General features: G+C 52.4%; 12 protein-coding genes. 11 read left to right on the top strand and 1 reads right to left on the bottom strand.

Translation table 11 applies throughout. The features are described from left to right. Positions 1-20 precede the first annotated feature (20 nt). The 10 genes from IPL17_RS01695 (at position 21) to IPL17_RS01650 (ending at position 9,767) form a co-directional block, all read left to right on the top strand. Positions 21-491: a hypothetical protein gene (locus IPL17_RS01695; RefSeq protein WP_345305346.1), complete on the top strand. Its 471-nt coding sequence runs from the start codon at positions 21-23 to the stop codon at positions 489-491. Positions 492-557: 66 nt separating this feature from the next. Continuing rightward, entirely contained in the window at positions 558-959 is a 402-nt protein-coding gene (locus IPL17_RS01690; protein ID WP_345305345.1) for a hypothetical protein, read from the top strand. Next, positions 959-1,975 carry a hypothetical protein gene (locus IPL17_RS01685; protein ID WP_345305344.1) on the top strand — a complete coding sequence of 339 codons (1,017 nt, stop codon included), beginning with the start codon at positions 959-961 and terminating at the stop codon, positions 1,973-1,975. The genes IPL17_RS01690 and IPL17_RS01685 overlap by 1 nt, the downstream gene beginning before the upstream one ends. A 173-nt stretch (positions 1,976-2,148) precedes the next feature. Beyond that, on the top strand, positions 2,149-2,988 hold the full coding sequence (locus IPL17_RS01680; protein ID WP_345305343.1) for a trypsin-like peptidase domain-containing protein: 840 nt from the start codon (positions 2,149-2,151) through the stop codon (positions 2,986-2,988). Between the two features lie 91 nt (positions 2,989-3,079). Next, complete coding sequence (locus IPL17_RS01675; protein WP_345305342.1) at positions 3,080-4,084, top strand: MoxR family ATPase; 1,005 nt, start codon at positions 3,080-3,082, stop codon at positions 4,082-4,084. Then, the gene (locus tag IPL17_RS01670; RefSeq protein ID WP_345305341.1) at positions 4,053-4,952 is read left to right on the top strand and encodes a DUF58 domain-containing protein; all 900 of its coding nucleotides are present in this window, start codon (positions 4,053-4,055) and stop codon (positions 4,950-4,952) included. Before IPL17_RS01675 ends, IPL17_RS01670 begins: the two co-directional genes overlap by 32 nt. 2 nt (positions 4,953-4,954) lie before the next feature. Then, positions 4,955-5,956 carry a VWA domain-containing protein gene (locus IPL17_RS01665; protein ID WP_345305340.1) on the top strand — a complete coding sequence of 334 codons (1,002 nt, stop codon included), beginning with the start codon at positions 4,955-4,957 and terminating at the stop codon, positions 5,954-5,956. Between the two features lie 127 nt (positions 5,957-6,083). Then, a complete protein-coding gene (locus IPL17_RS01660; protein WP_345305339.1) occupies positions 6,084-7,127 on the top strand; it encodes a VWA domain-containing protein in 1,044 nt (347 codons plus the stop codon). Positions 7,128-7,302: 175 nt separating this feature from the next. After that, positions 7,303-8,748 (top strand): aspartate aminotransferase family protein, encoded by a 1,446-nt coding sequence (locus tag IPL17_RS01655; RefSeq protein ID WP_345305338.1) that lies wholly within the window; start codon positions 7,303-7,305, stop codon positions 8,746-8,748. Between the two features lie 245 nt (positions 8,749-8,993). Further along, positions 8,994-9,767, top strand: a complete 774-nt coding sequence (locus IPL17_RS01650) for a ceramidase domain-containing protein (RefSeq protein WP_345305337.1) — start codon at positions 8,994-8,996, stop codon at positions 9,765-9,767. 4 nt (positions 9,768-9,771) lie between these two features. Here the strand turns inward: IPL17_RS01650 and IPL17_RS01645 are convergent, their stop codons facing one another. Next, complete coding sequence (locus tag IPL17_RS01645) at positions 9,772-10,959, bottom strand: MFS transporter (RefSeq protein WP_345305336.1); 1,188 nt, start codon at positions 10,957-10,959, stop codon at positions 9,772-9,774. A 213-nt stretch (positions 10,960-11,172) separates the two neighbouring features. Here IPL17_RS01645 and IPL17_RS01640 point away from each other — a divergent pair. Continuing rightward, on the top strand, positions 11,173-12,809 hold a 1,637-nt coding region (locus IPL17_RS01640; protein WP_345305335.1), incomplete at its 3' end, for a methylmalonyl-CoA mutase family protein.

The raw sequence follows: 12,809 nt of genomic DNA, 5'->3' as shown, positions 1-12,809 counted from the left end.
ATCATTTTTGTGGAGTATCTATGAAAGATCCAATTGTTATTACACCGGATGACCCGATCTTAAAGTCATTGAATTTCAGACCCCATCGCAATCTGGATCGGCGGCGGGTTTTCCCATTTTTACCGGCGGATGATGAACCACAAACGATGGAGGTCCTTACCCCGTGGGGCGCGCGTCTGACCGTGACAAGAGGGGACATGCTTGTCAGCGAAGTGGACACGCCTGATGATGTCTGGCCTGTGGATGCGGCGATTTTTGATAAATCTTATGTTATTGTCAGCCCGGGGTATTGCATTAAGAGCGCCATCACCATGCTTGTGCCTCTTACCGATCTAACAGACGGGGATGAAGATCAGATGGTGGTGGTCCACTCACTCGAAGGAATACAAACTGTCCGCGCGGGAGATTTTTTTCTCGCAAAAGGAGTAGAGGGAGAGATATGGCCTTTTCCCAAGCATAAAGCAGTAGAAGTTAAAAGCCCCGTTGAATAACGGGGTTTTTAACTTGTGAAGCGCTTCGACGCTTACAGGAATTCAAAAGGATATAAAGGAGAACTCATGTTTACTTCCATTCCATACGATGTAGCCGGGCCGGCAACGTTGGTTGCGGTAGCAGCCTTCAGTTTTGCCGCTTTGATCGTTTTGACCATTGTCATCTCTGTTGCCGAGGCGGTCGTGATGCTTCTGTTCAAGTGGGGAACATTTGGGCGGAGTCTGTTGGCATCCTTGTTGATGAATGTGACTTCCACAATTTTCGGCGGTGTATTGATCGTGGTGGGTTTTTATTCCGATCCGTACATTTTGCTGGCGATCGGATTTGTCCTTTCAGTAGTGATTGAGGGCGGTGTATTGATGTTGATGAAGCGTGATGGCAGGATTCGAAACTGGATCGTCAGCCTGGCTGCCAACAGCGCAAGCTATTTGATAATCCTTCTGCCCATCCTTCTGCTGAACGCCTGATGAAAAGCCTCAGCCTGCCTGCATTGACCGGATTGGCTCACGGCGCCTCTGATGCTGTGGCTGGATTCCTGGTTGTGCAAGTATTGATGCTCAGCTCGCTCCCCGCTATTGATTACATTCTGTTTTACAACGTACTGGCATTCGGATTGCAGCCGGTTGTCGGTTTGATATTGGATACATATAACGTACCGCGCCGCGCCGCCTCAATTGGATTATTCCTCTCGGCTCTTTCTTTAACATTGACATGGTTCAGTTTAACGTGGGGGATTCTACTCGCCGGGTTGGGATCTGCGATCTTCCATGCCGGCGGCGGATCGGTTGCGCTTACCAGCACACCCAACCGCGCGGCGGGTCCCGCAGTTTTTACCGCGTTCGGAGTGATCGGATTGGCAATTGGTTCTCAGTTGGGCTTTTATTTTTCAGTCACCACGATCATTGCATTTGTGCTTACGCTGAGCATACTGGCTGCGCTGCTTTGGTTCTTCCCCATTGTCCGGGACATTTCACCGCAACCTGATCCAGCTTCCAGCGGAATGAAGTTCGAGCTGCTCGCGTTTGCGCTTGTGTTGGCAGTTGCCTTGCGATCCATCGTCTGGACGGGCGTCCAATCAACTGCGACGGGATACAGTCAAATGGCCTTGTTGATTGCATTGGCAGCCGGGCTTGGAAAATTATTTGGCGGCTTTGCGGCAGATCGATTCGGTTGGCTCAGGTACACGATCATCGCTGTGCTATCAAGCGCCTTTCTGCTGGCTTTTCGGGCTGATACGCTTTGGCTTTTGCTGGCAGGCGTATTCTTCCTGCAATCTGTCACCCCGCTTTCACTTGCTGCGCTGGGACGATTGATGCCATCATCACCCGCTCTAGCCGCAAGTTTGGTGTTGGGCGTTGCGGTTCTGTTGGGAGGATTTCCTTTGATGTTTGCAGGTCCCAATTGGCTGGCAAGTCCATTGGGTATCCTATTGATATTGTTTGTCTCAGGCGGGATATACCTGTTCGCCTTGCGGAAAATTTAATTTACTCTTTGGTTTGCCGTGGGATGTAAGAATTGGACAAATTCACTCATCTTTATCTAAGATAATTGCTTTATATTTTTGAAGCAAGGCTATTTTCCAATATGCACTGAAGCATTTACTTGACCCGTCGTGTACGCCCTTCCTGCTCAATTTTAAAGGTAAAGGAAAAGCGCATGAACGAACCATCTGTTTCACGATCTGATTCATTGCGGGGGCGCATTAAGATATTTTTTGCATGGCTGAAACGCGGGGTTCCGTTCGGCTCTGGTATTCTGTCTGCGCTGCTGGCTTTTATTCTTTACAACCTCCTGTTTGTCAAACCAACTCAATTAACTGTCGGTGATGTGAATGACTCAGTTGCAAGCGCATTGGCATCCGCCACGCCTCCTGCCGCGTATTCTGCCAATGTGTATCAGATCATTCGCCCGTCGCTTGTGCTGATCGAGGTGGAGGAAACCCATAAGAACGCCAAGGCAGATCACGGGTTGGGAAGCGGCGTCGTTGTCGATTCATTTGGGAATATCCTTACCAGTTTGCATGTTGTTGAAGGATCAACGACCATCAAAGTCACCTTTGCAGATGGTACTGAATCCGAAGCTGAGATCGTGCTTGAACAGCCGGAAAATGATATAGCTGTGATTCAGGCGCTCGACACACCGCTTAGTGTTGTCCCGGCCGTTTTGGGGAATCCGAACTCGATGCGGGTGGGTGACGAGGCTTTTGTGGTGGGGAATCCGTTCGGTTTGTACAGCTCGATGAGCTCGGGGGTGATCTCAGGGTTTGACCGTGTGTTCCGCTCGAAAGGCAGTGATTTTGAAATTCAAGGCATGATCCAGGTGGATGCCGCCATCAACCCCGGTAATTCGGGCGGACCGCTCTTAAATCGCGATGGCCACGTGATCGGAATTGTTACAGGTATCTTAAATCCAACCGAAGATAATTTTTTTGTCGGCATTGGTTTCGCCGTGCCGATCATGACCGCGATTGGCGGGATGGGTTCTCCGCCGTATTAATTATTTACCTTGCAGCAGGGGCGACCGCATTGCTGTCAACCTGGCTTTCGCTGGGCGGGTCGCCCCTACTAAAAAAATTAGGAGATGACAAATGGATTCAAACTTAAATAGCAAACTGCCGATGGAACGATTATTGTATGAAGTGAAGAAGGTGATCGTTGGACAGGATCATTTGTTGGAACGCTTGATCGTCGCTCTGCTGGCGCGCGGACATATCCTTGTGGAAGGTGTGCCGGGCCTCGCGAAAACCATGGCGATCAAAACCCTGGCGGATGCGATCGGCGGCGAATTCAAGCGCATTCAATTTACACCCGATCTTGTCCCTGCCGACCTGATCGGAACTCGCATCTATAACCAAAAGACAGGCGAGTTCAATACTTCCCTTGGCCCTGTATTTACTAATTTATTGTTAGCCGATGAGATCAACCGCGCGCCTGCCAAAGTGCAAAGCGCACTGCTTGAAGTGATGCAGGAAAAACAGGTGACCATTGGCCGAGAGACTCACAAAGTGCCGAGTCCGTTCCTTGTGCTTGCGACCCAGAATCCGATTGAAACGGAAGGGACATATGCGCTGCCCGAAGCGCAGGTTGACCGCTTCATGCTTAAGGTGTTGGTGGGCTACCCAACTGCGACAGAGGAATTTGTCATCGTGGAACGCATGACCAGTGCCTTCGCCGAAGCGCAAAAGATAATCACCACCGATCAATTGATCGATCTGCAAAAACTAGTTGACCAGGTTTATGTGGACCCGGTGCTCATGGAATATGCCGTGAAGATCGTCACCGCCACGCGCAAGCCAAAGGATGTAGGTGTGGCTGATCTGGAACGCTACATCATGTTCGGCGCAAGCCCGCGCGCTTCGATTAACTTGATCCTGACTGCGCGCGCGCTGGCATTTGTCCGTGGACGGAATTATGCACTTCCGCAGGACGTGCTCGATATGGCGCTGGATGTGATCCGTCACAGACTGGTGCTGACTTATGAAGCTCTCTCCGACAATATAAGCAGTGATGATCTATTGACCAAGATCCTTGACCGCATTCCAGTTCCTGTGGTGCCATTGAATGAACATTTCAACATCCGCGCCAACGCCTGAACGAATCCTGCATCGGCTGGACTGGCAGGTCATCCGCAGGTTGGACGGTTATCTGCAGGGTGATTATCGCAGTCTGTTCTACGGCTCCGGTGTGGACTTTGCCGATCTGCGCGAATATCAACCCGAGGATGATATTCGCTACATTGATTGGAATGTCAGCGCGCGCATGAACACGCCTTACGTCCGCAAGTATGTGGAAGACCGCGAAGTCATCGCGTGGTTCCTGCTTGACCTGAGTCCCTCCGTGGATTTTGGCAAGCTCGATAATCAAAAAAGAAATGTCTTAATTGATTTTGTCGCCACACTCGCGCGGATATTGACCCGTCACGGGAACCGAGTCGGGGCGATGATGTATGGGAGCAGCGTCCAGCACACGGTCCCGGCCAGAGGCGGACGGAATCAAGTCCTGCGCATCATCAATGATCTGTTGAAACAGCCGCGTCAAAAGCAAGGCTCGATCACCGATCTCGCTCCGTTATTCAATAGCGGATTGAATGCCATCAAAAAGCGTTCGCTTGTTTTTGTGATCTCAGATTTCATCAGCGCGCCGGGCTGGGAGAAGTCGCTCAACTTATTGAGTCAGCGCCATGAGGTGATCGTGATCCGTTTGTGGGATCCGCGCGAAATGGAACTGCCCGATATCGGCACGATCGTGATGGAGGACGCGGAGACCGGCGAGCAGTTGTATGTGGACACGCACGATAAAAAATTCCGCCAGCGTTTTAAAGAAGTTGCGGCGCAGCGCGAAAAAACATTGACTGAGACCTTCAAGCGCGCCGGCGTGGATGCGCTGCCGCTCTCGACCGAAGAAGATCTGATCCGCGCGATCGTGCGTTTTGCGACGATCCGCCGCCAGCAGCGGAAATGATCATGTCATTCATCTGGCCCGCATTGCTTTGGTCTTTGATGGCAATTCCGCTTTTGGTCTTGTTGTATCTGCGCATGCAAAAACGTCGCAGTCAATATGCTGTGCGTTATGGCAGTCTTGGCCTGGTGCAGCAAGCCTCAGGGCGTGGAGTTGGTTCGCGCCGCCACATTCCTGCAATATTATTTTTGCTAGGGCTGGCAATTTTATTTGTCGCATTGGCGCGGCCGCAAATGGTGCTGGGACTCCCCAAAGTGGAGGGCATCGTCATCCTCGCGTTCGATGTCTCCGGTAGCATGTCTGCGGAAGATTTTGAGCCGACCAGGTTGGAAGCGGCGAAAGCGGTCGCAAAAGATTTTGTGTCACGCCAGCCATCCTCTGTACAAGTTGGTGTCGTTGCTTTCAGTGAAAGCGGATTTTCTGTTGAGTTGCCATCAAACGACCAGGCTGCGATTCTTGCTTCGATAGATCGTCTAAAACCCCAGCGCGGGACTTCTCTCGCAAGCGGGATCATTGTGTCCCTGAATACGATCGCGACCATTACCGGGCAGGAGCCAATCGTCAGCGGTGATCAACAACCCGAGACTCCAACCCCCGCGCCAGAACCGGTCGCGGAAGACTCTGCAATGATCGTTTTACTGACCGACGGCGAAAATAATGTAAACCCTGATCCTTTGGAGGCAGCGCAGTTCGCCGCTGAGCGGGGCGTGAAAATTCATACGGTCGCCATCGGCAGTGTGGAGGGGATCGATCTCGAAGTCAACGGATTCACCGTCCATACCAAAGTGGATGAAGCCGCGCTCCAGCAAATCGCCGGACTCACTCAGGGACTGTACTTCAACGCTCAAACAGAAGAAGATCTGGAGACGATCTATGAAAGTATTGAACCGCAGCTTGTGATCGCTCAGGATGAAACAGAAGTGACCGCCATCTTCGCAGGTCTGAGCATCCTGATCCTGCTGGTTGGCGGTATGTTATCCCTGCTTTGGTTTAGTCATGTGCCGTAGTGATATGTCGTTGCGAGGAGGGCTCGTGCTCTTCCCGACGAAGCAACCTGCTAGTTATCAGGAGGCTGCTTCGGCTAAATGCAAAAGCGCCTCGCAGCGACATTTCTCATAAATAAAAGAGGTTGTTATGGAAATGCTCTGGCCTGGATTCCTATATTTGTGGGTCTTGATCCCGGTATTGATCCTTATCTACATTTTGATCTTGCGCCGCCGCAAGCCTTTTGCTGTGCGCTATTCGAGCTTATCGCTTGTGCGCGAGGCGCTGCCAAAACAATCTCAATGGCGGAGGCATCTTCCGTTCGCGTTGTTCCTGCTGGCGTTGTCCAGCCTGACTGTCGCGTTGACCCGCCCGACCTCCACCATAAAAGTCCCATCTTCAAATTCAACGATCATTTTGGCGATCGACGTTTCGAGGAGCATGTGCTCCACCGATATTTTGCCGAGCCGTTTGGAGGCGGCGAAATCTGCGGCGTTGACCTTTGTCCAGTTACAGGATGCGAATGCGCAGATCGGGATCGTGGCATTCGCCGGGTTTGCCGCGGTAATCCAGCCTCCCACCACCGATCGTGAATTGTTGGAAACCGCCATAAAAAATTTATCTACCGCCCGCAGGACCGCCATTGGGGAAGGTATCCTTGTTTCTCTTGACGCGATCGCTGAGTTTGATGACAGCGTGCTCAGTCCGTATTCCGGGGAACAACCACAGCCACTGCCGCAGGGAGAATATATCCCGGCTATTGTGGTTCTGCTGACAGACGGGGTCAATACCACAGGCGCGCATCCATTGCTTGCTGCGCAGCTCTCCGCTGATCGCGGGATCAGGGTCTACACCATTGGGTTTGGTACAGACCACAACAACACCATCCCGAGCTGTGGAGGGTTTCAGTCTCAAAGTACTACTGACCAATTTGGCGGATCATTCGGCGGAGGGGGCGGCGGATTCCGCAGGGAGATCGATGAAGAAACGCTCAAGCAGGTGTCTGACTTGACCGGCGGCACGTATCATCTCGCCGCGAGCGCAAGTGAATTGGAGGAAGTTTTTAAAAATCTTCCCACGCGATTAATGACGATTACTGAGACCACTGAGATCAGTGTGATCTTTACAGCCATCGGCGCGCTGTTTGCCTCGCTGGCAATTTTATTCGCGATGCTTTGGCATCCGTTGCCTTAGTTTATGTCATTGCGAGGGCGATTTTGTTTTCCCTGACACCGCCCGCCAGGGCAGGTGTGCCCGAAGCAATTCCATGCGCGAAGGAGATTGCTTCGTCGGGGAGAGCACCCTCCTCGCAATGACATGCGCAAGAGATTTTTTTGTAAATGCGAATGAAGCATGCTAAACTATTCGCATGACACTCCCTTTCCCTTCCACTGGTAAAACCAAAGATGAAGTCCTTGCCGCCATGCGCGCCGCGCGCGACCATGATGTGCAATGGCAAAAGGGACGCGCCTTCAGTCTGGTCTATCACGCCGGGCACGATGTGGATGACCTGCTCAAGGAAGCGTCGCTTTTATTTTTCTCCGAGAACGGTTTGAATCCCACAGCCTTTCCTTCACTAAGAAAATTTGAAACCGAGATCGTTTCAATGGCGGCTTCGCTTTTGGGCGGGGACGACAATGCCGCAGGCACGGTCACTTCCGGGGGAACAGAATCACTCCTGATGACGGTCAAGACCGCGCGCGATTGGGCAAGAAAAAACCGTCCCGAGATCACACAACCGGAGATGATCCTGCCGCTCAGCGGACATCCCGCCTTCGAAAAAGCTGCGCAGTATTTTGATGTGAAGCCGGTCCGCACCGCGCTGCGGGCTGATTACCGCGCCGATGTAGAGTCAGCGCGTCAGGCTGTGACTGCCAACACCATCCTGATGGTCGGCTCCGCCCCGGCCTATCCGCACGGAGTGATCGACCCGATCCGCGAGATGGCGGCGATCGCCCAGGAGCACGGATTCCTCTTTCACACGGATGCCTGCGTCGGCGGATTCATGCTGCCTTTTGTGCGTAAGCTTGGCTATCCCGTGCCTGACTTTGATCTGTCTGTGCCGGGCGTGACCTCGATCTCAGCGGACCTGCACAAGTACGCGTACGCCGCCAAAGGCGCGTCGGTCATTTTGTACAAAACAGCGGAGTTACGCCGTCATCAAATGTTCGTCTCGATCAATTGGCCCGGCGGAATTTATCCGTCACCATCCATGGGCGGAACACGCCCCGGCGCTCCGATCGCGGCGGCGTGGGCCGTGCTTAATTATCTGGGTGAATCGGGCTATCTCGAAATGACCGACCTGGTCATGAAAGCTGCGCGGCGTTTTCAGGACGGCGTGAATGCCACGCCCGGAATAAAAGTCATCAGCGACCCGGAGATGAGCGTCTTCGCGATCGGCTCCGACGGTCTGGATGTGTACGCCCTGGCCGATGAATTGACAAAACGCAACTGGCATCTTGACCGCCAGCAGTTCCCGCCCACATTGCACATGACCGTGCAGTTCGGACATGTTGAAGTGGTGGATGAATTTTTGAATGATCTCGCGGACGCGGCGAGCGCAGTCCGCAAGCCGAGCATTGAAAAGACCGCCAATCAATTGCTGGTCAAGACCGCAAATTTTCTCGTCAAGATCCTGCCCGAAGCGTGGGTCACGCGCCTGATGGACAAAGCCTCGTCCCTGCTTGGGGGCGGAGGCGGATTGCCGAGCAAGATGGCTCCCATGTACGGCTTGATCGGATCCCTGCCCAATCGCGGCGACTTGAAGGAAATGGTTTTGGACTTGCTGGATGGCATGACGCGTTATAAGAAGTAGGATCGGCTGCCAGTAATTCTCCAGATAACGCACCTTACGTACTTTTTTCGAACAGCCTATTTTTTTTCGGACTGCGACTTTTGCAGAATAACAAATAAACCGAGCAATTCGCTCCTCTGGTTTTGAACCACTGAGACACGGAGGTACAGAGTTTTGAATGGTTTTCTCAGTGTCTCAGCGCCTCCGTGGTTAGACATTGGGAAAACGCGGACTGAAGTCCGCGCTCCAATTTTTACATAAGGTAAATGAATAAACCCTCACGCTTTGCGTTCCCCCTCCTGGCAGCCATTCTGATCTCGGCGCTAACAATCGCCATCTTTTTATCGTTAAATCCGAACACTTGGGAAAGCTGGTATCCCGCCACTTGTTTGAAGACAGGCTGCTTTTGCGAAGCCTCCAACACGCACAGTCCCATTCGGCAGGCGGCGAACACTTACTCATCTTTGGCATTTGTATTCAGCGGGATGTTCATCATTGCTTCTGCACGCAAAGGAAATCGTTTGTCAGTTGGGTATTCCATCCTGATGGGAATCGCCAGCATCATCGTCGGCGTTGGCAGCGCGTTCTATCACGCCTCATTGACCTTCATCGGTCAGTTCTTCGATGTCTTTGGGATGTTCCTGCTCGCGGCATTTATGCTGGTCTACGCCTTCGAGCGGATCTGGAAGCTGCGCATCATTACAACCCTTGGCCTGTTTCTAACCCTCAACATTTTTCTAAGCTGGTTACAGATCGCCATCCCCGATACGCGCAGATACGCCTTTGCCATCGTGCTGATCATTGCGCTGGTCTTTGAGTATTATTTCCGAGCAAAAAATAAACCGCAAATTGATTTACGGTTATTACAAGTTGGTATCGGTCTTCTGGCGGGCGCATATATCATTTGGATATTGGACAATACCCGCACCGTATGCTTTGAACGCAGTCTCATGCAGGGACATGCCCTGTGGCACATATTAGGCGCCATATCCGTGTGGTTCTTATATCGATACTATGCGAGTGAAGCAAAGTCAAATTGACAGGCTAGGCTGCGGCTTTGGCTGGAATGCGCACCCGAAGCGCAGTAAAGAAATTAACCACAGCGATCAGCATGCCGAGCAGAAAAACGTACTGGAAACCGAATGTATTCCAGATGAGTCCACCCACCAGCGCGGCGGTGATGGAGAAGACATGGTCAATCGTCACAGCGGCGGTCAATGCGGGTTGAATATGATCGGGCTGGAGTGCGATCTTTTTCATGTAGGTCGCGCGCGCCATGCCGACCGAGAAGATCATCTGGTCGATCAGGAAGCAGGCGCACACCACCAGATAGGCGGTATCAGCGGGGAAGATGAATTTTGCAAATCCATAGCCGATGCAGACAAAAACAAGGATGACCGCTTCTGAAGCCAGTACGATCCGCTCGCCGAGTTTGTCAATGGCCCAGCCAAGCAGCGGCTGGAAAAGGATCCCGATCACGCCGCCAATGGTGAATAGCGTTGCCATGAGCTGGGTCGGCTGTTTCAATACGCTGACCAATACCCAGGGGGCAAAGGTGATGAAGAGCTGCTTGCGCGCACCCGACAGCACATTCAGGATGTAATACAAACGGTATTCCTTATGCAGTTGTAAAAAGCCGCGCTTTTCGACGACTGGTTCAGGCTTCATCATGAACAACAGGAAAGCGGCGATACCCAAAAGCACAGCGGCAATGGCGAAGGTGTGCTGGAAAGTGAACCCGAGATATTTGAATCCCAATACCACGCTGAAACTTCCCAGAATGGCGGCCAGGTTGCGGATGGAGTTGATCTGTCCCAGACGGCGCCCATCCTGTCCCTCGCGCGCAAGTTCCATGCCGATGGTGGAGGCGAGCGGCATGAAGAGATGCTGTCCCATGCTGTAGATGAAAAGCCAGGCGATCATCAACCAATAATTCGATGATGCAAAACCGATCAATGCGGCCCCCACGGCGCTGAGGATCATCGCCACCATGCTGAGTCGGCGTGAGCAGAAGAACCACAATGCCGCCGAGACAAAGACCACCAAAAATCCAGGCAGTTCGCGCGGAAACTCCAAAAAGGAACGCTGAAAGCCTGTCAACGCAAATTTGTCGTTGAGAAAATTATTAAAGGTCGCATCGACCATGCTGAATGCCATGCCAAGCATCAGCGCGGCGGAAGCAAAGAGGATGAGTTCACGGGATGATTGTTTGATACGGGAAATGAGATTCATTGATCGCCTCGAAGCGGGATGGAAGAATTCTAGCACGGGAGTACGATAAATAATGGGGACATTGCTCATTGAATAGCGTGCCACTTGTCCTACATCTAATTTTGGGTTGGCTTTATACTTGAAGAAAACTTTGGATCGAAGGAATGAAGGAGCACGATTTACTTAAAATCTTTCCTTCGACAGCAAGCTGTCGGACTCCAGAATAGGTGAAAAATGACCCTTAACGATCAATACAACAAATGGAAAGAAAACACGCTCAAGAAGTCTTTGGAAAAATTCAAAGAGCGCAAGGAACGCTTTGAATATTCATCTGGACTTGAAGTGCCGCGCCTCTCGCTCCCGCCCGAAGCTGACTCTGCTTACGAGGAGAAATTAGGCTTCCCTGGAGAATATCCCTACACCCGCGGAGTGCAGCCGACGATGTATCGTTCGCGCTTTTGGACGATGCGTCAGTATGCGGGCTTTTCCACAGCGGAAGAGTCCAACAAGCGCTATCGCTATTTGCTCGCACAAGGCCAAACGGGGCTGAGTGTCGCTTTCGACCTCCCAACTCAAATTGGGTATGATGCGGATGATCCGATCGCGCAGGGAGAGGTCGGGAAGGTGGGCGTGTCCATTTCTTCCATCCATGACATGATGCAGTTGTACGATCAGATTCCGCTTGATAAAGTTTCAACATCCATGACCATCAACGCGCCTGCGGGCGTTTTGCTGGCGATGTACATTGCGGTGGCGAAGCGCCAGGGTGCGGACATGCACCAGTTGCGCGGCACGATCCAGAATGACATCCTCAAAGAGTACGTGGCGCGCGGGACGTATATTTTCCCGCCTGCTCCGTCCATGCGGCTCATCACCGATATTTTTTCTTTCTGTGCAAAAGAAGTTCCGTATTGGAACACGATCTCGATCTCGGGCTATCACATCCGCGAGGCTGGCTCCACCGCTGTGCAGGAAGTGGCCTTCACGCTTGCGGACGGCATTGCCTATGTGGAAGCCGCGCTCAAAGCTGGTTTGGACGTGGACGCCTTCGCGGGCCAGCTTTCGTTCTTCTTCAACGCGCACAACAACCTGCTCGAAGAAGTCGCCAAGTTCCGCGCCGCGCGCCGCATGTGGGCAAGGATCATGCGCGAACGGTTCAAGGCAAAGAAGCCGTCCAGTTGGCAATTGCGTTTCCACACACAGACCGCAGGCTCCACGCTCACCGCGCAGCAGCCTGAAAATAATGTAGTGCGTGTCACGCTTCAGGCTCTGTCCGCCGTCCTCGGCGGAACGCAAAGTTTGCATACCAATTCAATGGATGAAGCCTTGTGGTTGCCGACCGAGAAATCTGTCCGCGTGGCGCTGCGTACCCAGCAGATCATCGCCTACGAATCAGGCGTAGCGGACTCGATCGATCCGCTGGCGGGTTCGTACCTGATCGAACATCTGACCGACGAGATCGAAAAAGGCGCGCTCGACTACATCGCCAAGATCGACGAGATGGGCGGCGCGCTGCAATCCATTGAACGCGGATACATGCAAAACGAAATCCAAAACGCCGCCTACGCCGCGCAGCAAGCCATTGAAAGAAAAGAAGATATCGTTGTCGGTGTCAATCAATTCAACGTGGACGAGGTTCTCACGTTGGAACGTTTGCAGGTTGACCCGTCGATTGAGTTGGGACAGCGCGAGAAGTTGAAGAAGCTGAGAGAGACGAGAAATCAGGAACGAGTTGATGAGTTATTAGGCAAATTGGTGGATGCGGCCAAAGGCACAGAGAATTTGATGCCGTTGTTCATTGAGTGCGTGGAGAATGACATCACGCTCGGTGAGATCTGCAATACGCTGAGAGGTGTGGGGGGAGTATGTGG

The sequence above is a fragment of the Candidatus Villigracilis saccharophilus genome, from assembly GCF_016711665.1.
This window is presented reverse-complemented; position numbering and strand designations above follow the sequence as displayed.

Excerpts from the sequence above, each read along its gene's own strand:
- IPL17_RS01645 (WP_345305336.1), bottom strand. The coding sequence starts at position 10,959 with ATGAATCTCATTTCCCGTATCAAACAATCATCCCGTGAACTCATCCTC.
- IPL17_RS01660 (WP_345305339.1), top strand. The coding sequence starts at position 6,084 with ATGGAAATGCTCTGGCCTGGATTCCTATATTTGTGGGTCTTGATCCCG.
- IPL17_RS01665 (WP_345305340.1), top strand. The coding sequence starts at position 4,955 with ATGTCATTCATCTGGCCCGCATTGCTTTGGTCTTTGATGGCAATTCCG.
- IPL17_RS01670 (WP_345305341.1), top strand. The coding sequence starts at position 4,053 with ATGAACATTTCAACATCCGCGCCAACGCCTGAACGAATCCTGCATCGG.
- IPL17_RS01650 (WP_345305337.1), top strand. The coding sequence starts at position 8,994 with ATGAATAAACCCTCACGCTTTGCGTTCCCCCTCCTGGCAGCCATTCTG.
- IPL17_RS01680 (WP_345305343.1), top strand. The coding sequence starts at position 2,149 with ATGAACGAACCATCTGTTTCACGATCTGATTCATTGCGGGGGCGCATT.
- IPL17_RS01685 (WP_345305344.1), top strand. The coding sequence starts at position 959 with ATGAAAAGCCTCAGCCTGCCTGCATTGACCGGATTGGCTCACGGCGCC.
- IPL17_RS01690 (WP_345305345.1), top strand. The coding sequence starts at position 558 with ATGTTTACTTCCATTCCATACGATGTAGCCGGGCCGGCAACGTTGGTT.
- IPL17_RS01695 (WP_345305346.1), top strand. The coding sequence starts at position 21 with ATGAAAGATCCAATTGTTATTACACCGGATGACCCGATCTTAAAGTCA.
- IPL17_RS01655 (WP_345305338.1), top strand. The coding sequence starts at position 7,303 with ATGACACTCCCTTTCCCTTCCACTGGTAAAACCAAAGATGAAGTCCTT.
- IPL17_RS01675 (WP_345305342.1), top strand. The coding sequence starts at position 3,080 with ATGGATTCAAACTTAAATAGCAAACTGCCGATGGAACGATTATTGTAT.